At 75.4% G+C, this 23,160-nt stretch carries 23 protein-coding genes and 1 riboswitch; of the genes, 12 read left to right on the top strand and 11 right to left on the bottom strand.

Annotated elements, in window-relative coordinates; translation table 11 throughout:
- The first annotated feature begins 11 nt into the window (after window positions 1-11).
- Window positions 12-830: an SURF1 family cytochrome oxidase biogenesis protein gene (locus RM572_RS23295; protein ID WP_311675371.1), complete on the top strand. Its 819-nt coding sequence runs from the start codon at window positions 12-14 to the stop codon at window positions 828-830.
- Between the two features lie 117 nt (window positions 831-947).
- Entirely contained in the window at window positions 948-1,706 is a 759-nt protein-coding gene (locus RM572_RS23290) for an SDR family oxidoreductase (protein ID WP_311675370.1), read from the top strand.
- Between the two features lie 106 nt (window positions 1,707-1,812).
- On the opposite strand, the gene amaP is transcribed toward RM572_RS23290, so the two are convergent.
- The 11 genes from amaP to RM572_RS23235 form a co-directional block, all read right to left on the bottom strand.
- On the bottom strand, window positions 1,813-2,409 hold the full coding sequence (amaP, locus tag RM572_RS23285; RefSeq protein WP_311675369.1) for an alkaline shock response membrane anchor protein AmaP: 597 nt from the start codon (window positions 2,407-2,409) through the stop codon (window positions 1,813-1,815).
- 61 nt (window positions 2,410-2,470) lie between these two features.
- Entirely contained in the window at window positions 2,471-3,121 is a 651-nt protein-coding gene (locus RM572_RS23280; RefSeq protein ID WP_311675421.1) for a DUF6286 domain-containing protein, read from the bottom strand.
- Between the two features lie 113 nt (window positions 3,122-3,234).
- On the bottom strand, window positions 3,235-3,621 hold the full coding sequence (locus RM572_RS23275) for an Asp23/Gls24 family envelope stress response protein (RefSeq protein WP_311675368.1): 387 nt from the start codon (window positions 3,619-3,621) through the stop codon (window positions 3,235-3,237).
- Window positions 3,618-3,812: a hypothetical protein gene (locus tag RM572_RS23270; RefSeq protein WP_027762363.1), complete on the bottom strand. Its 195-nt coding sequence runs from the start codon at window positions 3,810-3,812 to the stop codon at window positions 3,618-3,620. Before RM572_RS23270 ends, RM572_RS23275 begins: the two co-directional genes overlap by 4 nt.
- A 33-nt stretch (window positions 3,813-3,845) precedes the next feature.
- Window positions 3,846-4,340 carry an Asp23/Gls24 family envelope stress response protein gene (locus tag RM572_RS23265; RefSeq protein WP_136184741.1) on the bottom strand — a complete coding sequence of 165 codons (495 nt, stop codon included), beginning with the start codon at window positions 4,338-4,340 and terminating at the stop codon, window positions 3,846-3,848.
- Window positions 4,341-4,493: 153 nt separating this feature from the next.
- Window positions 4,494-5,279 (bottom strand): enoyl-CoA hydratase/isomerase family protein, encoded by a 786-nt coding sequence (locus RM572_RS23260; RefSeq protein WP_311675367.1) that lies wholly within the window; start codon window positions 5,277-5,279, stop codon window positions 4,494-4,496.
- A gap of 79 nt (window positions 5,280-5,358) precedes the next feature.
- Window positions 5,359-5,580, bottom strand: coding sequence for a helix-turn-helix domain-containing protein (locus tag RM572_RS23255; protein ID WP_023529120.1), 222 nt, complete (start codon window positions 5,578-5,580; stop codon window positions 5,359-5,361).
- Between the two features lie 354 nt (window positions 5,581-5,934).
- Window positions 5,935-7,533, bottom strand: coding sequence for an ABC-F family ATP-binding cassette domain-containing protein (locus RM572_RS23250; protein WP_311675366.1), 1,599 nt, complete (start codon window positions 7,531-7,533; stop codon window positions 5,935-5,937).
- A gap of 228 nt (window positions 7,534-7,761) precedes the next feature.
- Window positions 7,762-9,159, bottom strand: a complete 1,398-nt coding sequence (locus RM572_RS23245; RefSeq protein WP_027762367.1) for a hypothetical protein — start codon at window positions 9,157-9,159, stop codon at window positions 7,762-7,764.
- 179 nt (window positions 9,160-9,338) lie between these two features.
- Window positions 9,339-10,493, bottom strand: a complete 1,155-nt coding sequence (locus tag RM572_RS23240; RefSeq protein WP_311675365.1) for an alpha/beta hydrolase — start codon at window positions 10,491-10,493, stop codon at window positions 9,339-9,341.
- Window positions 10,494-10,612: 119 nt separating this feature from the next.
- Window positions 10,613-11,293 carry a class II aldolase/adducin family protein gene (locus tag RM572_RS23235; protein WP_136184736.1) on the bottom strand — a complete coding sequence of 227 codons (681 nt, stop codon included), beginning with the start codon at window positions 11,291-11,293 and terminating at the stop codon, window positions 10,613-10,615.
- A gap of 193 nt (window positions 11,294-11,486) precedes the next feature.
- Here RM572_RS23235 and RM572_RS23230 point away from each other — a divergent pair, with 193 nt between their 5' ends.
- The 10 genes from RM572_RS23230 to cobC all read left to right on the top strand — a co-directional run bounded on the left by RM572_RS23230 (window position 11,487) and on the right by cobC (window position 22,711).
- A complete protein-coding gene (locus RM572_RS23230; RefSeq protein ID WP_311675364.1) occupies window positions 11,487-12,758 on the top strand; it encodes an inorganic phosphate transporter in 1,272 nt (423 codons plus the stop codon).
- Between the two features lie 33 nt (window positions 12,759-12,791).
- Window positions 12,792-13,004: a hypothetical protein gene (locus RM572_RS23225; protein WP_311675363.1), complete on the top strand. Its 213-nt coding sequence runs from the start codon at window positions 12,792-12,794 to the stop codon at window positions 13,002-13,004.
- 190 nt (window positions 13,005-13,194) lie between these two features.
- A riboswitch (cobalamin riboswitch) is annotated at window positions 13,195-13,317 on the top strand.
- 127 nt (window positions 13,318-13,444) lie between these two features.
- Window positions 13,445-14,398 (top strand): cobalamin biosynthesis protein, encoded by a 954-nt coding sequence (locus tag RM572_RS23220; RefSeq protein ID WP_311675362.1) that lies wholly within the window; start codon window positions 13,445-13,447, stop codon window positions 14,396-14,398.
- Window positions 14,395-15,942, top strand: coding sequence for a cobyric acid synthase (locus RM572_RS23215; RefSeq protein ID WP_311675361.1), 1,548 nt, complete (start codon window positions 14,395-14,397; stop codon window positions 15,940-15,942). Before RM572_RS23220 ends, RM572_RS23215 begins: the two co-directional genes overlap by 4 nt.
- A 49-nt stretch (window positions 15,943-15,991) precedes the next feature.
- Window positions 15,992-18,118, top strand: coding sequence for a putative cobaltochelatase (locus RM572_RS23210; RefSeq protein WP_311675360.1), 2,127 nt, complete (start codon window positions 15,992-15,994; stop codon window positions 18,116-18,118).
- Window positions 18,118-18,717, top strand: coding sequence for a cob(I)yrinic acid a,c-diamide adenosyltransferase (gene cobO / locus RM572_RS23205; protein WP_027762374.1), 600 nt, complete (start codon window positions 18,118-18,120; stop codon window positions 18,715-18,717). Before RM572_RS23210 ends, cobO begins: the two co-directional genes overlap by 1 nt.
- Before the next feature lie 4 nt (window positions 18,718-18,721).
- Complete coding sequence (locus RM572_RS23200; RefSeq protein WP_311675359.1) at window positions 18,722-20,125, top strand: cobyrinate a,c-diamide synthase; 1,404 nt, start codon at window positions 18,722-18,724, stop codon at window positions 20,123-20,125.
- Window positions 20,119-20,589, top strand: a complete 471-nt coding sequence (locus RM572_RS23195) for a cobalamin biosynthesis protein (protein ID WP_311675358.1) — start codon at window positions 20,119-20,121, stop codon at window positions 20,587-20,589. Before RM572_RS23200 ends, RM572_RS23195 begins: the two co-directional genes overlap by 7 nt.
- Window positions 20,590-20,724: 135 nt before the next feature.
- A complete protein-coding gene (locus RM572_RS23190; protein WP_311675357.1) occupies window positions 20,725-21,615 on the top strand; it encodes a sirohydrochlorin chelatase in 891 nt (296 codons plus the stop codon).
- On the top strand, window positions 21,599-22,711 hold the full coding sequence (gene cobC, locus RM572_RS23185; RefSeq protein ID WP_311675356.1) for an Rv2231c family pyridoxal phosphate-dependent protein CobC: 1,113 nt from the start codon (window positions 21,599-21,601) through the stop codon (window positions 22,709-22,711). Before RM572_RS23190 ends, cobC begins: the two co-directional genes overlap by 17 nt.
- Window positions 22,712-23,160 lie beyond the last annotated feature (449 nt).

The following is a 23,160-nucleotide window of genomic DNA, read 5'->3' as shown; positions in this document are numbered from 1 at the left end:
CGTCGGGGGTTGTGTACCGCCTCCGCTTCCTGCTGTCCCGGCAGTGGGTGATCCTCACGCTGCTCGCCCTGGCGCTCGTTCCGGCGATGATCGAGCTGGGCTTCTGGCAGCTGCACCGGCACGAGGCGAGAGTGGCGCACAACGAGCTGATCGCGCGGAGCCTGGCCGCGCCCGCCGTGCCGGTCACGAAGCTCACCGCGGCGGGCGGGGAACCGGACCGCGACGACTGGTTCCGCAGCGTCGAGGCGACCGGCCGCTACGACACCGACCACGAAGTGGTCGTCCGGCAGCGCACCGCCTCCGACGGCCAGTCCATCGGCTACTTCGTCCTCACGCCGCTGGCGCGCGACGACGGCACGGTACTGCTGGTCAACCGGGGCTGGATCCCGGCGGGCGGCGACCTGACGAAATTCCCCGACGTGCCGGCGGCACCGCGCGGCGAGGTCTCGGTCACCGGCCGGATCATGGCGAGCGAGACCACGGAGGCCAGCGGCATCAAGGACAAGCCGGGCCTGCCGGACCGCCAGGTCATGCTGATCGACAGCGACCAGCGGGCCGAGGCGCTGGACCGGCCCGTACTCGGCGGCTACGTCCAGCTCACGGCGTCTTCGCCGGAACCGCGGGAACACCCGGAACGGCTGCCCGACCCGGAGCACGACAGCATCGGGCCGCACATGGCCTACGCCGTGCAGTGGTGGCTGTTCGCCGCGGGCGTCCCGGTGGGGTGGGGCGTCCTCGTGCGGCGCGAGCTGCGCGACCGCGCCCGGGCCCGCACGGAGGCCGACGACGCCGCACGGGCACCGGCTCCGGCGGGCGCTGCCGCCGGCTGACGCCCCGAGCCCCTCCAGCGCGGTCGTCCGGCGGGCGCGCCAGCGGAAGCCCGGGCACGGGACGGACGCCGGCACCTGGCACCTGGCACCTGGCACCGCATAGGGCAGACTGCGGGCATGGATCTTGGCTTGAAGGACCGCGTATACGTCGTCACCGGCGCCACCCGTGGCCTGGGCTTCGCCTCGGCGCAGCAGCTCGTCGCCGAGGGGGCGAAGGTCGTGGTGACCGGCCGGACCGAGGAGGCCGCCGCCGAGGCGGCGGCCCGGCTCGGTGCCGAGTCCGCCGCCCCGGTGGCGGCGGACAACGCCGACCCGGCGACCCCCGGCCGGCTGATCGAGACCGCCCGGGCCCGGTTCGGCCGCTTCGACGGCATGCTCGTCAGTGTCGGCGGCCCACCCGCCGGTCCGGCGGAGGCGATCACCGACGAGCAGTGGCAGGCCGCGTTCGACTCGGTGTTCCTCGGCGCGGTGCGGCTGGCCCGCACCGCCGCCGCGGCACTCGGCGAGGGCGGAGTCGTCGGTTTCGTCCTGTCCGGCTCCGTCCACGAGCCCATTCCCGGCCTCACCGTCTCCAACGGACTGCGTCCGGGCCTGGCAGGCTTCGCGAAGACGCTGGCCGACGAGGTGGGCCCGCGCGGCGTGCGGGTGGTGAGTCTCGCTCCGGGCCGTGTCGACACCGACCGGGTGCGGGAACTCGACGCGCTCAGCGGCGACCCGGAGGCGTCCCGGCGGCGCAGCGAGGAGAAGGTGCCGCTGCGCCGGTACGGCACGCCGGAGGAGTTCGGCCGGGCGGCGGCGTTCCTGCTCTCCCCCGCCGCCTCCTACGTGAACGGCGTGGTGGTGCCGGTGGACGGGGGCGCGCGCCGCGGCCTGTGAGCGCCGTCCGCGCGCGTCTCCCTCGGCCCCGCCCGGCGGCGGGGGACGCACGGGCGACGGCCGTGCGGGGACTCGGCCGTACAGGTGACCGGGCGCGCAGCGCGGATCAGGTGACGCGTTCGGCGCGGTGACGCCGGCCGCGCAGCCTGACCTCCGCCGGCAGGGCGTCCAGGCCCGCGGAGGTGCGGGCGTGCTCCAGCGCCTCGGCCCGCAGCCGTTCGACGGTGGCCGCGGGTCTGCCGTGCGGCTCCAGGCGCAGGTTGACCCGGGCGCTCGGCCGGGTGCGGCGCCCCAGCAGCCTCACCCGCACCCGGTCGACGCCCGCCAGCGACTCGGCCTCGGCCGCCAGCACGTCGGCCAGGGCGCGGCCGCGGAGCAGCGCCCCCTCGCCGTCACCGCTCTCCACCAGCACCTCCCCCAGCCTGCGACGCCGCAACTGGGCCAGGACCCACCACAGCAGGAGCAGCACCAGGACGGCGAGACCTGCGATCACCACCGGCCACCACCAGCCGTCGTCGCGGAAGCGGGTGCGGTCGGCGTCGGTCAGCAGGACGTCGCCGGGGCCGTTCCACGGCCACCCGGAGCCCAGGTCGTAGCCCCAGCGCCGTTGCAGGTCGAAGCCGCCGGCCAGGACCGCCAGGCCCAGCACGAGCAGCAGCAGGCCGGCCAGGGTCAGCAGGACCCGGTTGACCGTGCGGAGCATCGCCCTCCCTCTCTCCTCGCCTCGGCCCCTCCCCGGACGGCCGTGCCGCCGGTGGTGCCCCTCATCGTTTCGGGCGCCGGACACGCACCGACAGCCGGTGTCTCCTCGCCACCCCCAGCTCCCGGATGCCCTCTCCCAGCGCGGAGTCCAGTTCGGCGCGTACCTCGTCGAGTTCGCGGAAGTGGGCCTGTGCGTGGGCCCGCACCCGGCGCCTGCCGACCTTCACCCGGGCGGCCTGGACGCCGGACACCTCCATGGCACGGTCCCGCAGCACCAGCGCGGCGGCGCTCCGCTCCAGCGCGGCGCGGACGTCGGCGTGCTCGCGTCGCATCGGCAGCAGGCCCCGCAGCCCCGGGGTGAGCGCCCCGGCCAGCAGCCACAGCCCGAGCACGACGGCCGCCACCGCGCCGACGCGCACCCACACGTCGTCGATCGGGCGGGTGGCCAGCTCGTCGGCGAGCTCCCGGCGCCATGCCATGCCGGGCCGGTCCAGGCGCACGGCCACCACGTCGTACAGCAGCAGCGCCGCCGCCGCGAGCAGCACCGCGGCGGCGAGCGCCGCGGGGAGGCGGCGGGTGGCCCACAGGCGGCCCGCCCGGCCGCCGTCGTCGGGACCGGGGGTGTAGGCGGCGGAGGAGGAGTCCTGTTCGAGATCGCCCGCGCCGGGTCCCCCGCCGGGGGCCGGTGCGGCACCGGAGGCGTCCTTCCTCAGCGTGAGCGGCCGGGTGTCGCCCACCCCGCCCGCGGGGCCGTCCGCGCCGGAGTCGTCGGGGCCGCCGGGGGCGCCGGGGGCGCCGCGCTCGCCGCCGCCCGACTGGTCGTCGCTCACCGGACCCTCCCGAGGCCGTCGCCGCGCAGGTGTGCCGAGTGCAGCCGGTCCACCCGTACGGTCACGTCCGACACCTGCATTCCGGTCAGTTCCCCTACCCGCGCCGTGACCTGACGACGCACCGCTCCGCACTGCGCGCCGATGTCGGAGGGATATCCCAGCTCGACGGAGAGCCGTACCCGGGCGACGTCGCCGCGCACGTCGACGCCGGACCGGGGCACGGTGCCGCCGCCGACGGGAAGCGTCGCCGCGTCCGGGCCGGCGCGGAGCGCCTCCCTGGCAGCTTGCGCGGCGACCTTGGCCACCGCCCGGTCGGCGATGCGGGTGGCGCCGCGTTCGGTGGGCGGAACGACCCGTTCCGCCGGCTGCTGGGGCCGGGTCACCGCGGCCCGCGCCGTCCGCCGTCACGGCCCCGGAAGAACTCCCCCGCGTCCAGGTCGCCGTCGAGGAACCGGCCGGCCACCCAGCCGATCGCGCCCAGCGCCGCCACCAGCAGGAAGGCGCCGAAGCCGCCGAAGTACCCGGCGAAGCCCAGTGCCATCCCCGCGATCAGGCCGACCACGGCCATGCTCATCGTGCGTTCCTCCGTTCACCCGCGCCGGAACCGTCACTGGACACGGGAGCGGCCCGGCTCCTCTTCGTCGCCGTCCTCCTCGTCGGGCAGCTTGACGTCGCTGACGGCGATGTTGACCTCCACGACCTCCAGGCCGGTCATCCGCTCGACGGCGTTGATGACGTTGGACCGCACCGAGTCCGCGACCTCCAGGATCGCGAAACCGTACTCCACCACGATCTCCAGGTCGAGGGCCGTCTGCACCTCTCCCACCTCGGCCTTGACTCCACGGCTGACGGACGCCGACCGGGTGCCGCCGGGCACCCGGTCGCGGACGGCGCCGAAAGTCCGGGCGAAGCCGCTGCCCATGGCGTGCACGCCCACGACGTCGCGGGCGGCCAGACCGGCGATCTTCTCCACCACCCCGTCGGCGATGGTGGTGCGGCCGCGGTCGCCGGAGGACGCCCCCGGGCCGAAGGTCTTCTGCGTGCCGGCGCTCGGGGACGCCGCTCGCGTCTCCGTGCCCTTGCGGGATTCCATGTCGGTCATCGTCTTCACCCCATTCGAGACGGCGGCGCGGTCTGCCGCTCCGCCGCCCACGTTAGGCGCCGGGCGGGGCGGGGGCCCGCACCGCGCGCCGAAAGGGTGACGGAGAGTCAACCGGTCGCGTGCACCGGGCCGTGCGGCGAACGGACCGGGGGGTCAGTCCGCGAGACCGGCCAGGTCCCGAAGGCGGCGCGTCTGGGCCGCACGTTCGGCGGTCTGCTGTTCCTCGTGGCTGCGGGCTGCGGCGCCGGCGAGCAGCGCCTTGGTCTCCACGACGGCGTCGCGCGGCGCCGCGAGGAGGGCCGCGGCGAGGTCGGCGACCGCTCCGTCCAGCTCGGCGGCGGGAACGACGAGGTTCGCCAGGCCCGTACGCTCCGCCTCGGCGGCGTGCACGAACCTCCCGGTGGCGCAGATCTCCAGGGCGCGGGCGTAGCCGACCAGGCCGACGAGGGGTTTGGTACCGGCCAGGTCCGGGACCAGCCCGAGGCTGGTCTCGCGCATGGCGAACTGCACGTCGTCCGCGCAGACGCGCAGGTCGCACGCGAGGGCGAGCTGGAAGCCGGCGCCGACGGCGTGCCCCTGCACGGCGGCGATGGTGAGCACGTCGCTGCGACGCCACCAGGTGAACGCGGCCTGGTACGCGCCGATGACCGCGTCGACCTCGTCGTCCGTGCCCCGGGCGAGGTCCAGGAAGGACGGCTCGCCGTCGAAGCCCTCGGGCGTGAAGGCCTGGCGGTCCAGGCCGGCGGAGAAGGAGGGCCCTTCGGCGCGCAGCACGACCACACGCACGGTGCCGGGAAGAACCCGGCCGGCCTCGGTCAGCATCCGCCACATGGCGGGCGACTGCGCGTTCCGCTTGGCGGGCACGGCGAGCGTGACCGTGGCGGTGTCACCCTCCACGGTGAGCCGCACGCCGTCCTTGTCCAGCAGGGTCTCGGTCATCGGTGCTCCTCCGGTGGCCACTCTCGGCGGTCAGACATACCGAAGAGTAACCACCGGCGGCGACGACCCGGTACCCAGGTCAGGACGAGGCTGCCTTCTTTCCGCGGGTCGCACCGCCACGCCCACGCAGGGCAACGCCGGACTCGCTGAGCATCCGGTGGACGAACCCGTAGGAACGGCCGGTCTCCTCGGCCAGCGCCCTGATGCTCGCACCGGAGTCGTACTTCTTCTTGAGGTCTGCCGCGAGCTTCTCGCGTGCAGCGCCGGTCACCCGGCTGCCCTTCTTCAGAGTCTCGGCCACCCGTGCCTCCTCAGGGGAAGTGCGCTCTGTGACTCCCATGATCACCCCTCCACACACTTCTGGCCACCCATTCGGCAAAGCCCGTGCAATCCCGTGCCTGCGGCGGGTCGGCGCACGCGCCGAATGCTCTGGCCACGGGCACGTGCCCGGTACCGGCGCACACCCGGCGGGATGACGGAGGTGCAGGTCAGCGGCGCGATGGCGGGATTCCTGCGCCCGCCCCCGGTGCGGGCTGCAGGCTCCGGGGCGGACGGGGAGGCGCCGCGCCGGGGTACCAGCCACTCTCACCCAGATGAAGGATCACGCGTAGGCCGAATGATCCAGCAGGTGATCCACGAGCCCGGCCGGGGGCGGTCAGGCGAGCGCGACGAGGTCCGCGTAGTCGTCGCCCCACAGGTCCTCCACGCCGTCCGGGAGCAGGATGATCCGCTCCGGGGCGAGGGCGTCCACGGCGCCCTCGTCGTGGGTGACCAGCACGACGGCGCCGGTGAACGTCTTCAGCGCGCCGAGGATCTCCTCGCGGCTGGCGGGGTCCAGGTTGTTGGTGGGCTCGTCGAGCAGCAGCACGTTGGCCGAGGAGACGACGAGGGTGGCCAGCGCCAGCCGGGTCTTCTCCCCGCCGGAGAGCACGCCGGCCGGCTTGTCCACGTCGTCACCGGAGAACAGGAACGACCCGAGGGTCTTCCGGATGTCGACCAGGTCCATGTCGGGCGCGGAGGACCGCATGTTCTCCAGCACCGTACGGTCCGGGTCGAGCGTCTCGTGCTCCTGGGCGTAGTAGCCGAGCTTGAGGCCGTGACCGGGCGTGACGCGTCCGGTGTCGGGAACCTCCACACCGGCCAGCAGCCGCAGGAGCGTGGTCTTTCCGGCGCCGTTGAGGCCGAGGATGACCACGCGGGAACCGCGGTCGATGGCGAGGTCGACGTCGGTGAAGATCTCCAGCGAGCCGTAGGACTTGGACAGGCCCTCCGCCATCAGCGGCGTCTTCCCGCAGGGAGCCGGGTCGGGGAAGCGCAGTTTGGCGACCTTGTCGGCCCGCCGTTCGGCCTCCAGACCCGCCATGAGCTTCTCCGCCCGGCGCGCCATGTTCTGCGCGGCGACGGCCTTGGTGGCCTTGGCACGCATCTTGTCGGCCTGCGAGTTGAGCGCGGTGGCCTTCTTCTCGGCGTTGGCCCGCTCCCGCTTGCGGCGCTTCTCGTCGGCCTCCCGCTGGGCGAGGTACTGCTTCCAGCCCATGTTGTACAGGTCGATCTGGGAGCGGTTGGCGTCCAGGTAGAAGACCTTGTTGACGACGGTCTCCACGAGGTTGATGTCGTGGGAGATGACCACCAGGCCGCCGCGGTAGGTCTTGAGGAAGTCCCGCAGCCAGACCACCGAGTCGGCGTCCAGGTGGTTGGTGGGCTCGTCGAGGAGGAGCGTGTCGGCGTCCGAGAAGAGGATGCGGGCCAGTTCGACACGGCGGCGCTGACCGCCGGAGAGGGTGTGCAGCGGCTGGCCGAGCACGCGGTCGGGCAGCCCGAGGCTGGCGGCGATGGTGGCGGCCTCCGCCTCGGCGGCGTACCCGCCCTTGGTGAGGAACTCGGTCTCCAGCCGCTCGTACTTCTTCATGGCCCGTTCACGGGTGGCGCCCTTGCCGTTCGCCATCCGGTCCTCGTTCTCGCGCATGCGCCGGATCACGGTGTCCAGGCCGCGGGCGGAGAGGATGCGGTCGCGGGCCAGCACCTCCAGGTCGCCGGTGCGCGGGTCCTGCGGAAGGTAGCCGACCTCACCCGAACGGGAGATCGTTCCGGCGGTGGGAACGCCTTCCCCGGCCAGGCACTTGGTGAGGGTGGTCTTGCCGGCTCCGTTGCGGCCGACCAGGCCGATGCGGTCGCCCTTGGCGATGCGGAAGGAGGCGGAGTCGATGAGGACCCGGGCGCCGGCGCGCAGCTCGAGTCCGGAGGCGGTGATCACGGAGGTGCTCCAAGGCGGGGAAGACGGACGAGCGTGCGGGTCGAGGGGGCCGGCCGGTCCCGGCGGAGACCGGCGTGGTCCCGCGGAGACGGGCCCTTGGCCCGGGCGCACGGCCGCTAATGCACAAGGAGGTAAGCCATGCCGGTCAGTGTACCGGCGCGGCGCAACCCGGTTTCCGGGGCGCCGCACACGGCTCCCAGTACGGCCGGCACTGCTGCGCTACGCGCGTCACCCGCCTCCGGTGTGGACCTGGAACGCGGCGCGGCGTACGGCCTTGGCCAGCGCGGCGTCCGGATGCGCGGCGGCCAGCGCCACCAGCACCTGGACGGTGCGGGGATGACCCACGGCCCGTACCTCGTCGATCAGTTCCGGCACCGTCCCCTGCACGGCGGTGTCCAGGTGGTCGACGAGCAGCCGCGCCTCGCCGTGGTCGGTGACCGCGGCGGCGGTGTCCACCCACAGCCAGGTCGCCTCCTCGCGGGTGAGCACGCCCGGCGCACCGCCGGCCAGCTCCTCCGGGTCGGCGCCCTCCTGCTCGGCGAGCCACAGCAGCGCGTACGGGCGCAGGCCGGGCTCCTCGGCGGCCGCGCGTACGTCGGGCTCGGCGGGCGCGCCCACGACGCGGAGCGCCTCGAAGGCGAGCGCCCGGATCAGGGCGTCCTCACCGCGGGCGGCTTCCAGCAGTCCGGAGACGGCGGTTCCGACCGGGCGGGCGGCCAGCCAGGCGCGGTACTCGGAGCGCGCGGGGCCCGGTGTGAGCCGGGCGCAGCCGCGCAGCATGTCGGGGGCGGACTGCTCGATGTTGCCGGCCGGGCTCTGCGCGGCCACGCAGATCTGCTCGAGCTTGGTCCACACCGCCCAGTTGCCCAACGGGGTGAGCACGGCCGAATCGGTGTGCTCCTCGTCACGGCACCGGGTGAGCGCCCCGACTGAGGCGAGGGCGTCGAGGGCCCAGTCCAGCAGCGTGGGCAGGGTGCCGTCGACGGGTTCGGCCCCGGCGTCGTGGTCCGGTCGCTCGGCGCGCAGCTCGGTGATGCACCGGGTGAGGTGGTCGAGGAGCGCGGGCAGCGTGACCGGTCCGGCCGAGAGGTGCAGCAGGGACAGCACCTGCGGCATCGACACCACGACCTCGCCGGTCAGCACCGGGTCGGCCGAGTCGGCCGGGGCGGGGCGGGCGAGCGACCAGGCGTCGAACAGGGCGACCCAGCCGCGCAGCACCGCGCTGTCGTCGCGGTCCCATGCGGTCAGGCGCCAGCCGGGGCGGGCGGTGTCGCCGTGCAGCTCGACCAGCCCGGCGAGCCGGGCCCGGTCCCAGTCGGCGCGGGCCCGTGCGGGATCGACCTGGAGGGCGGCGGCCGCGCGTGCGAAGGCCTCGGTGGTGGGGACACCGGCCGTGGGCGGTTCGTCCGCCGCCCAGCGGGCCATGTTCACGGCGCCGCGCAGGCAGTCCCGGGCGTGCCGGGCGAGTACCCCCGGGGAGGGAGTGCCGGCGGGCGGCCGCGGGGCGGAGGAGCCGCGGGCCGGCCAGGCGCGGCCGCGCGTCTCGCTCACGGTGCGGCGTGCGGCGGCGATGGGCCGTCGGGGGACGAGGCGCAGGCGGGTGTCTCGCGGTGTACGGGACGTCACGGGAGCAGTCTTCACGGTGAGAGCGGAAAAACCCAAACGGCGCAGGCCCTCGCGGCTTCGCCGGGCGGCTCCCGTCTGCCCCCGCTTGCCCTCCGCGCCGGTTCCGGCGCGGAGGGCAAGCGGGGACGCGCTCCGTCACCCGTGGCCGGGCTTCGCGTCGACAGCCACCTCGAAGGGCCTCAGAGGAGAGGCATGAGGAAGCGGGTGAGGGCCTCCTCGTAGCCGTCGCGGTCGGCGTTCCACATCGCGGCGTGCTGCGCCCGCCCGACGACGTGCAGGGTGATCAGGTCGGGCCGGCTGTCGGCGAGCGCCCGGGAGGCGCCCCAGGGAGCGACCTCGTCGCCCGGTCCGTGCGCGATCAGCACCGGCACCTCGAGCCGCTCGGGCGACGCCGCGACGGCCGGCGGTTCCGGCCGCACCCCGGCGCGGCCCTCGGCGGCCCGCACCGCCAGCGGCAGCAGGGGACGTGGGACGCCGCGTGCGGCGGCGAGCGCACGCAGGGTGGCGGCCGGGTCGAGGACCGGCGAGTCCAGCACGAGTCCGCAGACGCGGTCGCGTACGGCGGACTCCGCGGCGACGTGCAGCGCCATGGTCGCGCCGGTGGACCAGCCGTACAGGATGACGCGGGAGGCGCCCTGGTCGAGGGCGTGGCGGACGGCGGCGTCCAGGTCGCGCCACTCGCTCGCGCCCAGGTGTCCGACGCCGTCGGGGTTCCGCGGCGCGCCGGGGTCCCCGCGGTGGGCCGGGACGAGAACGGGCAGGCGGAGCCGCGCGAGCGCGGGGAGGACGTTCATCGCCTGTTCCCGGGTGGTGCCGAGCCCGTGTGCGGCGACGACCCACACGCCGCGGTCGCCGGGCACCGCCCATGCGGGCAGAGGGCCGAGCTCGGAGGCGATCTCCGTGTCGGTGTACGGCAGGTCCAGCGCGCCGCCCGGGTCGCCGCTGTGGACGACGGGCGTGAGCCGGACGGTGGCCCCGGTGGTCAGCGTGCCGCGGGTGACGCCCAGGAGACGGCGTACGACGGTGTCCGCGGGCGCGGCGTGCGTGGCCTCCCGCATGGTGTGGCCGACCACGGCGCGCACGCCCCGGCCGGTGAGGCCGTAGGTGCCGGGGAGTTCCGCGGTGAGCGAGCGGGTGAGCGCGACCCGTTCGGGGCGGGCGGCGAGGCGGGCGTGGACCGTGAGGGGTTCCCCGAAACCCGGCGGGACGGCGGCCCCGTCGGCGCGGGCGGGACGCAGGGCGCGCCCGGCCGCGTACCGGCCGGCCGCCACCGCGGCCGCGCAGGTACCCAGGACGGTGCCGGCGGCCAGGGCCGCCGCCGTGGGAGTGCGCATCACCTCGAGTGTCCGCCGTAGCGCCTCCTTCCGGCCACCGGACGGCAGCCGAAGGCCGCCGGTGGAGGGGCGCCGGGACGGTACCGGGAGACCGGTCGTGCGGCCGGCCGCGGCGCGGGTCATCCGGCCGGGGGCCGCTGGCCGTAGCCGCGCAGCCGGTCGGCGACCCGGTCGATCTCCTCCCGGGGCAGCAGGGTGGGCGTGCGGCCGGGCACGGAGGCCGCGGCCAGCCAGACCCGGCACATCCACTCCAGTTGCGCGGTCCGGTCGTAGGCCTGGTCCATGGTGGCGCCGTGGGTGAGCGTGCCGTGGTTGCGGAGGAGTGCGCCGCTGCGGTCCTCGAGTGCCTCCAGCAGGTGGCCGGCGAGGGCGTCGCTGCCGTAGGTGGCGTAGGGGGCGACGCGCACGGGACCGCCGAGCGCGGCGGTCATGTAGTGGATCGTGGGGAGTTCGTCGACCAGCGTGGAGACGGCGGTGGCGTGCACGGCGTGGGTGTGCACCACGGCGGTGGCGTCGGTGGTGCGGTAGACCGCCAGATGCATGGGCAGTTCACTCGTAGGACGAAGGGTGCCCGCGACGCGTTCACCCTTCAGGTCGACCGCGCACAGGTCATCGGGTCCCAGACGGTCGTACGGCACCCCGGTGGGGGTGACGAGGACGACGTCCCCCACCCGGGTGGAGACGTTCCCGGAGGTGCCGACGACCAGCCCGTCGGCGACCGTTCGGCGCGCCGCCCCCACCACCTCTTCCCACGCGTCCCGCCAGGTCACCGGGATCTCCCCGCTCGTCTCGCTGTGCATCGGCACCTCCGGTCTCTTCCTGTACCACCGGGCGACTCGACCATGCGGCGGTCCCTCCCGTTCGGCCTGTGACGGGTCCCACACCAACACCCTCCGGGTGCGACACTCCGATGCCCGCCCCAGTTCACCTTCCGTTCACCCACCATCCTTACGTTCACCGGGTCACTGACCTTCGAACTGATTGCCTGGGTGAATGGAACACATCACGCTTCTCATCGGGATCGTGATCGTCACGGCCTTGGTGTTCGACTTTACGAACGGCTTCCACGACACGGCCAACGCCATGGCCACCACCATCTCCACCGGGGCGATGAAGCCCAAGGCTGCGGTGGCGATGTCGGCCGTTCTCAACCTCGCCGGAGCGTTCATCTCCGTCGAGGTGGCCAAGACGATCTCCAAGGGACTGATCGACGAAGGCGCCGGTATCCAGCCTGAAGTGATCCTCGCAGCGTTGGTCGGTGCGATCACCTGGAACATGCTGACCTGGCTGGCCGGCCTCCCCTCCAGCTCCTCGCACGCCCTGATGGGCGGTCTGCTCGGTGCCGCCGTCGCCTCGATGGGCATCGGCGCGGTCAACGGCGACGTCGTCGTCACCAAGGTGCTGATCCCCGCGCTGGCCGCCCCGCTGGTCGCCGGCCTCGCCGCCTGGGGCGCCACACGCCTGACCTACCGGCTCACCCGCAACGTGAGCGAGGAGCAGGCCGGCAAGGGCTACCGGGCCGGCCAGATCACCTCCGCCGCGCTGGTCTCCCTGGCGCACGGCACCAACGACGCGCAGAAGACGATGGGCGTCATCACCCTCGCCCTGATCGCGGGCGGCGCGCTGGCGCCGGACGCGGGCCCGCCCATGTGGGTGGTCGTCTCGGCCGGTGTCGCCATCGCGCTGGGCACCTACCTCGGCGGCTGGCGGATCATCCGCACTCTCGGCAAGGGCCTCACCGACATCCACCCGCCGCAGGGCTTCTCGGCGCAGACGAGCGCCGCGGTCACCATCCTGGCCTCCTCCCACCTGGGCTTCTCGCTGTCCACCACGCACACCTGCTCCGGCGCCGTGATGGGCGCGGGGATGGGGCGCAAGGGCGGCACCGTCCGCTGGGGCACGGCGGGCCGGATGCTGGCCGCCTGGGGCATCACCGTCCCGGCCGCGGGTCTGGTCGCGGGCGGCGCGGCGCTGCTGGCCGAGCGCGGCAACGTCGGCGTGACCGTGGTCGCCGTCCTCGGCGTACTGGTCAACGGCGCCATCTGGCTGGCCTCGCGCCGGCAGCCGGTCGACCACACCAACGTCAACGACATGCCGGAGGACTCCGCCCCGGGATCCCGCTCCGACGCACAGGACGCGGGCGTGGTGGCCGCCGCGATGAGCGCCGTCGCCCCGCCGCCGGCCGGCACGGTCCCCGAGCAGCACGGCGCGCAGGACGAGGAGTCCGAGCACGCCCGCACCAAGGCCTCCGTCTCCGGCGCCTGACGCGCCCCACCCGAAGGAAGCGAAGCACTCACCATGGACATCCACTGGTCCGCCCTGATCAACGTGTTCGGCGTCAGCCTGCTGGCTTCCGTCGCGCTGGTCGGCGTGTTCACCCTGGGCATCGTGGGCTCCGCACCGCGCAAGGACGGCGGCAGCGCCTCCGTACTCGCCCGCACCGGCGCATACCTCTGCTACGCGGTCTGCGCGGCCGCCGTGGCGTACGGCATCTACCTGATCGGCGCCTGAACCCCCGCGCACCCAGGGGTGGGTACGGCCTGCGGGCCGTACCCACCCCTCGCGCGTACCCGGGGCGCGCCGGGCGGGACGCGGGGGGGCGCTGCGTGGGGGTGGTCACACTGCTTCGCCGCAGGTCGGGGGCGAGTTGACGGTCGTGGGGGGCCGTGATGGACTTCCGGCAGCCGAACGGCGGCAGAAGAGGAAGCCGGTGCGAATCCGGCGCGGTCCCGCCACTGTCACCGGGGAGCGCCCCTCACCACACGCCACGGCCCGCCAGCGGGCTGGAAGGCCGGGGAGGCGCCGATCCGGGAGCCAGGAGACTCTCGCCGCCGGACACGTCGAGCCAGGGCGAGGACCCTGAGTGAGGACTCCGCCATGCGTGGCTTCTGCGCCCCTCCCCCACCCCGCACCTCGTCGTGTTCCTGCGAGGCTCCACAGCCCGTCGTCTGATGCCGCGTCCGCGTGCGTACGCGTACGGGGTGACGCTCGGCTTCCTCGCCGACCTCGCGCTGGGCGACCCCCGGCGCGGACACCCCGTGGCGGCCTTCGGCCGCGCGGTGAGCCGGGCCGAACGTGCCCTGTGGCGTGACGACCGCGGCGCCGGGGCGTTGTGCGCCGTGGTGTGCGCCGGCGGCGTGGCGGTCGCCGCGGCGGGCCTGAACGCGGCCGCCGGGAGGGCGCGTTCGCCGCTGCCCTCGGTGGTGCTGGCCGCGGTCGCCGGCTGGACGGTGCTCGGCGGGACCTCCCTGATCCGCGAGGCGCGGGCGATCGGCGCCGCACTCGCCGCGGGCGACGTTCCGGCGGCGCGGCGGCGGCTGCCGCACCTGTGCGGGCGGGACCCGGAGGCGCTGGACGCCGACGGCGTCGCGCGGGCGGTCGTCGAGTCGGTGGCGGAGAACACCTCCGACGCCGTGGTGGGCGCGCTGGTGTGGGGAGCGGTCGCCGGCGTGCCGGGCCTGGTGGCGTTCCGCGCGGTGAACACCCTGGACGCGATGCTGGGCCACCGCTCCCCCAGGCTGCTGCGTTTCGGCTGGGCGTCGGCGCGGCTGGACGACCTGGCGGGCTGGCCGGGAGCCCGGCTGACGGCCACGCTGGCCGCACTCGCCGGATCCGACCCGAACGGCGCGCTGCGGGCCTGGCGTGCGGACGCCGCCCGTCACCCCAGCCCCAACGCGGGTCCGGTGGAGGCCGCGTTCGCCGGGGCGCTGGGCGTACGGCTGGGCGGGACGCTGGCGTACGCGGGGCGGGTCGAGCACCGGCCGGTGCTCAACGCCGGTGGCCGGCCGGTCCGTACGGAGGACGTGGAGCGCGCGGTGCGGCTCTCCCGCCGCGTCGGCGTGCTGGCGCTGGTGACGACGACGGCCGTGAGGGTCGTGGCCGCGCGGAAGGGAAGGCGGCGGTGAACGCGGTGCGGCGGGGCGGCGGTCTGCTGGTCGCGGGGACGACCTCGGACGCCGGGAAGAGCGTGGTCACGGCCGGGGTCTGCCGCTGGCTGGCCCGCAAGGGACTGAAGGTCGCGCCGTTCAAGGCGCAGAACATGTCGCTGAACTCCTTCGTCACCCGGGAGGGCGCGGAGATCGGCCGGGCGCAGGCCATGCAGGCGGCCGCCGCCCGGGTGGAGCCCAGCGCGGCGATGAACCCGGTGCTGCTCAAACCGGGCGGCGACCGCACCAGTCAGGTCGTCCTTATGGGCAGGCCGGTGGGCGAACTGAGCGCCCGCGGCTACCACGAGGACAGGCAGCGGAAGCTGCTGGAGACGGTCGCCGGGTGCCTGGAGGAGCTGCGCGCCACCCACGACGCCGTGATCTGCGAAGGCGCGGGCAGCCCCGCCGAGATCAACCTGCGGCGCAACGACATCGTCAACATGGGCCTCGCGCGGGCGGCGCGCCTCCCCGTGGTGGTCGTCGGCGACATCGACCGCGGCGGGGTCTTCGCCTCGTTCTTCGGCACGACCGCGCTGCTGTCCCCCGAGGACCAGGCGCTGGTGTGCGGCTACCTGGTCAACAAGTTCCGCGGCGACGTGACGCTGCTGCAGCCGGGGCTGGAGATGCTGCACCGGCTCACCGGCCGCCCGTCGCTGGGCGTGCTCCCGCACCGGCACGGCCTGGGCATCGACGAGGAGGACGGGCTGCGCCTCTCGCTGCGCGGCACCGTGCGGGAGGCGTCGACGGCGCCGCCGCACGGCGCGGACGTGCTGCGGGTCGCCGTGCTGCCGGTCCCGCTGATGTCCAACTTCACCGACGTGGACGCCCTCGCCGCCGAGCCCGGCGTGGTGGTCCGCTTCTGCGACCGGCCGGAGGAACTGGCCGACGCCGACCTGGTGGTGGTGCCCGGTACCCGCGGCAGCGTGAAGGCGCTGGAGTGGCTGCGCGCACGAGGGCTGGCCGACGCCCTCGCCCGGCGTGCGGCCGAGGACCGGCCGGTGCTCGGCCTCTGCGGCGGCTACCAGGTGCTCGGCGAGCGCATCGAGGACCACGTCGAGTCGCGTGCGGGCGTCGTGAAGGGCCTGGGACTGCTTCCGGTGCGGGTGCGGTTCGCCCCCAGGAAGACGCTCGCCCGCCCGGCCGGAACCGCACTGGGCGAACCGGTCGAGGGATACGAGATCCACCACGGCGTCGCCGACGTGCGCGGCGGCGAGCCGTTCGTCACCGACGTCACCGGCGGCCGCCCCCTGGACGGCTGCCGGGTCGGCCCGGTGTGGGGCACGCACTGGCACGGCGCCCTGGAGTCCGACGCCTTCCGCCGGGCCTTCCTGCGTCGCGTCGCCTCCGACGCCGGCCGGGCCTTCGTCCCGGCTCCCGACACCGCCTTCGCGCGGCTGCGTGAGGAGCAACTCGACCGGCTGGGGGACCTGATCGAGGAACACGCCGACACCGGCGCACTGCTGCGGCTGATCGAGGAGGGCCCGCCGGGCGGGCTGCCGTTCGTCCCGCCGGGCGCGCCGTGAGCCGCAGCCGGCCGCCGACCACGACCACCACTCGCAGGAGGATCACAGCGTGACCACCCCTTATCCGTTCACCGCGATCGTGGGGATGCCGGACCTGCAACTCGGGCTGCTCCTCAACGCCGTGAACCCGGCCATCGGCGGCGTGCTGGTCCGCGGCGAGAAGGGCACCGCGAAGTCCACCGCCGTCCGGGCCGTGGCGGCGCTGCTGCCGCAGCAGGACGTCGTCTCCGGCTGCCGGTTCGGCTGCGACCCGCAGGCGCCCGACCCGCGCTGCCCCGACGGGCCGCACGGCGGCGCGGCCGCCGAGCACCGCGCCGCCGCCCTGGTGGAGCTGCCCGTCGGCACCTCCGAGGACCGGCTGATCGGCGCCCTCGACATCGAACGCGCCCTGGCGGAGGGCGTGCGGGCCTTCGAACCGGGGCTGCTGGCGAAGGCGCACCGCGGCGTGCTGTACGTCGACGAGGTGAACCTGCTCCAGGACTTCCTCGTCGACTCGCTCCTCGACGCGGCCGCGATGGGCGTGGTGCACGTCGAGCGTGAGGGCGTGTCGGTGCGGCACGCGTCGCGGTTCCTGCTGGTCGGGACGATGAACCCGGAGGAGGGCGAGCTGCGTCCCCAGCTGCTGGACCGTTTCGGGCTGACCGTCGAGGTGGCGGCGTCCCGCGAGACGGAGGAACGGGTCGAGGTGGTCCGGCGCCGCCTCGCCTACGACGCGGACCCGGACGGCTTCGGCACGCGCTGGGCCGACGAGGAGGAGACGCTGCGCGACCGGATCGCCGCCGCCCGGTCCCTGCTGCCCGCGGTGACGCTGGACGACGCGGCGCTGCGCCGGATCGCGGCGACCTGCGCCGCGTTCGAGGTCGACGGCATGCGCGCCGACATCGTGATGGCGCGTACCGCAGCCGCGCTGGCCGCGTGGGACGGCCGCACCGACGTACGGGCCGAGGACGTACGGCAGGCGGCACTGCTGGCGCTTCCGCACCGGCGCCGGCGCAACCCGTTCGACGCGCCCGGCCTGGACGAGGAGAAGCTGGACGAGACGCTGCGGGAGCACGGGGACGACGACGGGCCGGACGGCGATCCCGACCCCGAGCCGGACCCGGGCGGACCGGACGACGGCTCCGGCGACGACGGCCCGGACGACGGCGGACGGCCGCGCCGGGACGGTACGGACGAGCCGGGCGTACCGGAGCAGCGCGCGGAGAACACGCCGGACGCGCCCGCGCACCAGGACGCGTCGCCCGACCAGGAGGCTTCCGGACAACAGCCGTCGTCCGAACAGCAGGCGCCCCGGCCGCAGTCCGGCGCTCCGGCGGGCGAACGCCCGCCCGCACGCGCCTCCGAGCCGTTCCGCACCCGGGTCCTGACGGTGCCGGGTCTCGGCGAGGGCGCGGCCGGGCGCCGCTCGCGGGCACGGACCGCGCACGGCCGCACCTCCGGTGCGCGCCCCCCGCGGGGCGCCCTGTCGGCTCTGCACCTGTCCGCCACCGTGCGGGCCGCCGCACCGCACCAGCGGACGCGGGGCCGCAGCGGTCCGGGGCTGCTGCTGCGCCGCGAGGACCTGCGCGAAGCCGTACGCGAGGGCCGCGAGTCGAACCTCGTGCTCTTCCTGGTGGACGCCTCCGGTTCGATGGCCGCACGGAAGCGGATGAGCGCGGTCAAGGGCGCCGTGCTGTCCCTGCTGCTGGATGCCTACCAGCGGCGGGACAAGGTCGGCCTGATCACCTTCCGCCGCGCCGGCGCCGAGGTCGCGCTGCCGCCGACGTCGTCGGTGGACGCGGCCGCCGCGCGGCTGGAGTCGCTGCCCACCGGCGGGCGTACGCCGCTGGCCGCCGGGCTGCTCACGGCGCGCGAGGTGCTGCGGGTGGAGCGGCTGCGCGACCCGGCGCGCCGCCCGCTGCTGGTCGCCGTGACCGACGGCCGTGCCACCGGGGGGCCCGAGCCCGTCCGACGCGCGCAGCACGCGGCCGGACTGCTGGCGGCGGAGGGCACCGCGTCGGTCGTCCTGGACTGCGAGGCGGGCCCCGTCCGGCTCGGTCTGGCCGCCGAACTGGCCGCGGCTCTGGGCGCGGAGGCCGTCACGCTCGACGACCTGCGGGCCGACGCCGTCACCGGTCTGGTGCGCTCGCTGCGCGACACGGCGGGAACCGTTCCGACTCCGAGGAGGGCCGCGTAATGCCGAAGGGACAGCCCGACGTCGTTCCGGACGACGGACTGACCACCCGCCAGCGGCGCAACCGGCCGCTGCTGGCGGTGCACACCGGAACCGGCAAGGGGAAGTCGACGGCCGCGTTCGGCATGGCGCTGCGCGGCTGGAACCAGGGGTGGCCGATCGGGGTGTTCCAGTTCGTGAAGTCGGCCAAGTGGAAGGTCGGCGAGGAGCGGGCGCTGCGGGTGCTGGGCGGCTCCGGCGAGGGCGGCACGGTCGACTGGCACAAGATGGGCGAGGGCTGGTCGTGGATCCGGCGGGACACCTCGCTGAGCAACGAGGACGCCGCCCGGGAGGGCTGGGAGCAGGTACGGCGCGACCTGGCGGCGGAGACCTACCGGCTGTACGTCCTGGACGAGTTCGCCTACCCCCTGCACTGGGGCTGGGTGGACACCGCCGAGGTGGTCGAGGTGCTGCGGGACCGGCCCGGCTTCCAGCACGTGGTGATCACCGGCCGGAACGCGCCGCAGGCGCTGCTGGACGCGGCGGACCTGGTCACCGAGATGACGAAGGTGAAACACCCGATGGACGCCGGGCAGAAGGGCCAGAAGGGCATCGAGTGGTGAGGGCATGATTGGGGTACCGCGCCTGGTCGTCGCGGCGCCCTCCTCCGGTGCCGGCAAGACGACGTTCGCCACCGGGCTGATGGCCGCCTTCCGGGAGCGGGGGCTGAAGGTCTCCCCGCACAAGGTCGGTCCCGACTACATCGACCCCGGCTACCACGGTCTCGCCACCGGGCGGCCCGGACGCAACCTGGACGCCTACCTGTGCGGCACCGATCTCGTCGGACCGCTCTTCGCCCACGGCGCGGCGGACGCCGATCTCGCCGTCGTGGAGGGCGTGATGGGCCTGTACGACGGAGCGTCCGGGCAGGGCGAGCTGGCGTCCACGGCACAGGTGGCCAAGCTGCTGCGGGCACCGGTCGTCCTGGTGGTGGACGCCTCCTCGCAGTCCCGGTCGGTGGCGGCGCTGGTGCACGGCTTCGCGTCGTGGGACCCGCAGGTGCGGATCGGCGGCGTGGTGCTGAACCGGGTGGCCTCCGACCGGCACGAGCGGCTGCTGCGGGAGGCGCTGGACCACGCGGGGGTGCCGGTGCTGGGGGCGCTGCGCCGTTCGGAGGCGGTGGGCACCCCGAGCCGGCACCTCGGCCTGGTGCCCGTCGCCGAACGCCGGGCCGACGCGGTGCAGTCGGTGGCCGCACTCGCCGAACGGGTGCGGCTCGGCTGCGATCTGGAGGGCCTGCTGGCGCTGGCACGCAGTGCGCCCCCGCTGGACGCCGCCCCGTGGGACGCGGCCGCCGCGGTGGGGACGGCCGCGGTGGGGCCCCACGGCCCGGGTACGGGCGGCCCGGATCCGGTGGCCGACGGCACGCGCCCGGTGGTGGCGGTCGCCGGAGGCCCGGCCTTCACGTTCTCCTACACCGAGCACGCCGAACTGCTGCACGCGGCGGGCGCGGAGGTGGTCGTCTTCGACCCGCTGCGCGACGAGGCGCTGCCGCCCGGCACGCGCGGTCTGGTGATCGGCGGCGGCTTCCCCGAGATGCACGCCGCCGACCTGGCCGCCAACACGCCGCTCCGTCACGCCGTCGCGGCGTTCCGCGGGCCGGTGGCCGCCGAGTGCGCCGGGCTGCTCTACCTGGCGCGCGAACTGGACGGCCGCCCGATGTGCGGCGTACTGGACGCGTCGGCGGAGATGACCGGCCGGCTGACGCTCGGCTACCGCGAAGCGGTGGCGCTCGGGGACAGCGCGCTGGCCGCGGCCGGGGCCCGGGTGCGGGCGCACGAGTTCCATCGCACCGCCCTCGCCCCCGGAGCGGGGCCCACCCCCGCCTGGGGACTGGTGCGGCCCGCCGAACAGGCCCGCCGCACCGAGGGTTTCGTCCAGGGGCACGTGCACGCCTCCTACCTGCACGTGCACTGGGCCGGGACGCCGGAACTGGCCCGCCGGTTCGCCGAGCGGTGCGCGCGGTGGTGACCCACCGCGCCACGTCCGTGGGCCGGGTGACCGTCGGCGTCGGCGCCCGGCGGGGGGCGACGCCGGAGGAGGTGTGGGAGGCGGTCACCCGGGCGCTGCGGGAGGCGTCCGCGGATGGGCCGGTGGCCGTCGCCGCCCTGGCCACCGTGGACGTACGGGCCGGCGAGCCCGGGCTGCTCGCCGCCGCGCGGCGGCTCGGGGTGCCGCTCCGGGCCTATCCGGCGGGCGCCCTCGCCGCCGTCCACGTGCCGCACCCCTCCCGGGTGGTCCGGGAGGCGGTGGGCACGCCGTCGGTCGCCGAGGCGGCGGCGCTGCTGGCCTCGGGCGAGGGGGCACGGCTGCTGGTGACGAAACGCACCGCGGCGGCTGCTTCGGGCGGCGGCCGGGGCGGGCCCGCCCGGGTCACGGTCGCCGTGGCCCGGCCGCCGGGCGGGCCCGCGGCGTACGGCCGCGTCCGGCGGTGACGCCCGCGGGCGGGACCCGGGCGGTTCCGCGGTGAGGCGGTACCCATCCGGACGGCCCTGGGCGACGAACCCTCCAGGGCGGTGAGTAACGTCTCACCAGCAGCGCACCGAGTCCGCGACACCCGAGGAGCACCCGTGACAACCCCGCCCGCACTACTCCTGGTCGGCCATGGCCCCCAGGACGACGACGGTGCCGACGCCTTCCGTTCGCTGCTGTCCGAACTGGCCGCCCGCAACCCGGAGTTCCCCGTCGCCGGCGGTTTCGGGGAACAGTCGCCGCCGCCGCTCGACGGGGTGGTCACCGACCTGGCGGAGGCGGGCGCCACGCGGGTGGTTGCTCTGCCGCTCACGCTGGCCCCGGCCGGCGAGTCCGACCGCGCCCTGGCGGCGGCGCTGGCCCGCGAGGAGGAGCTGCGCGACGGGGCGTCGTACCTCTGCGCACGCCCTCTCGGGCCCGAACCGGCTTTGCTGGACGTGCTGGAGCAGCGGCTCGACGAGGCTCTGGGAGGTTCGGCGCGCACGCCCGCGGACCGTGCCGCCACGACGGTGCTGCTGGTCGGCGCCGGTGCTGCCGATCCGGCGGCCAACGCCGAGGTGCACCGCGCGGCACGGCTGCTGTGGGAGGGCCGCGGGTACGGCGGCGTGGAAACGGCGTTCGTGTCGCACGCGGCACCCGACGTGGCGTCCGGCCTGGACCGCTGCCGCGCGCTGGGCGCGCAGCGCATCGTGGTGCTGCCGTACTTCCTCTTCCCCGGCGCGCAGCCCACGCGCATCCGGCTCCAGACCGAGGGCTGGGCCGCGGTGCACCCCGAGACCACGGTGGTGAGCGCCGACGTGATCGGCTCCGGCGGAACACCCGCCGGACTGGCCGGGCTCGCCGGACTGGTGGAGGAGCGCTACCGGGAGGCGGTCACGGCGGCACCGGAGGCGCAGTGCGGCAGCTGCGGCGCACGGGTGCCCCGCCGGCGCCGCTCGGCGGAGGCGGACACCTCGGAGCGGAACTCCGGGCATGCCGAGGCCCACTGACGGTCCGGACCGTCCGGTCCCTGGCGACCGACCGCCCCCGCAGGGCCGGGCCCACGAACCGGACCTGCGGCACCACGGCGACGCGGAGACCCGTGACGAGGGCGCGGCCCTGACCGACCTCGCGGTCAACGTCCGGGCGGGGACCCCGCCGGAGTGGCTGCGGGCCCGGATCGCCGCCTCGCTGGACGGGCTGGCGGCCTATCCGGACGGACGGGCGGCCCGGCGCGCGGTGGCGGCGCGGCACGGGCTGCCGATCGAGTGCGTCCTGCTGACCGCGGGCGCGGCGGAGGCTTTCGTGCTGGTGGCGCGGGGGCTGGCGGGTCGTCGGCCGGTCGTGGTGCACCCGCAGTTCACCGAGCCCGAGTCCGCGCTGCGGGACGCCGGCCGCCCCGTCGCCCGCGTGCTGCTGCGGCCGGAGGACGGTTTCCGGCTCCGTGCGGGGGACGTGCCCGCGGACGCGGACCTGGTGGTGGTCGGCAACCCCGTCAACCCGACCTCGGTCCTGCACCCGGCCGGCGTGCTGGAGGAACTCGCCCGGCCCGGCCGCACGCTGGTCGTCGACGAGGCGTTCATGGACGCGGTGCCGGGCGAACGCGAGTCGCTGGCGCCGCTGGTGGGCCGACTGCCGGGACGGCTGGTCGTCCTCCGGAGCCTGACCAAGACCTGGGGCCTGGCCGGGCTGCGGGTGGGATACGTGCTCGCCGGCCCGGAAGACGTACGCCGGCTGGCACGGCACCAGCCGCTGTGGGCGGTCTCCACCCCCGCGCTGGCCGCGGCAGAGGCCTGCTGCGCGCCGGAGGCGCTGCAGGAGGCCGAAGCGGCGGCGAAACGTTTCGCGGACGACCGCGCCTACCTGGCGGCCCGGCTGGCCGCGCTGCCGTCGGATCGTCGCCTGGCGCCGGTCGAGCCCGCGGAGGGCCCGTTCCTGCTCGTCTGGCACCCCGACGCGGCCGGTGTGCGGGAGCGGTTGCGGGACCGCGGGTTCGCGGTGCGCAGAGGCGACACGTTCCCGGGGCTGGGCGGGGAGTGGCTGCGGATCGCGGTCCGCGACCGCGCCACGACCGACCGGCTCGTCGCCGCCCTCGCCACGCTGTAGGGGAACCACCCCGGGCACGGGCCTCCGGCTCTCCGCCCCGCACGTCCGCTCCTGCGAGCCGGTGAGGACGGAGGGGCCGGAGGACCGGAGGACTCGAGACCCCGGAGGCCCGCGAACCGCCGCTCCGGGCGGCCGGGGTCGCCGGTGGCGGGGTCGCCGTTCGCCGCCCGTGTCCGACGATGCGTCCCCGACCGGCCCGCGACGTCGTGGCCCCGGGGCCGCAGGCCCTGGGGACCGTGCGCGCGAGCGCCACCACGGGCGGTCGGCCGCGTCAGGGGGACGCGGACGCGAGCCGGTGAGCCTTTCCGGTCACAGCACTAGGTGTATTGCTCATGAGCGTTGTTGACACTCACAGGTCTTGATCATGGCGAAGGCCTCCGTGTGTGGTGGAGGTGTCGAATCTTCACCGCACGGAGGCCTTCGTGTCCCACCGTAATGCCCGTCTGACT

This window comes from Streptomyces hazeniae, from assembly GCF_031845485.1.
GTDB lineage: Bacteria > Actinomycetota > Actinomycetes > Streptomycetales > Streptomycetaceae > Streptomyces > Streptomyces hazeniae.
This window is presented reverse-complemented; position numbering and strand designations above follow the sequence as displayed.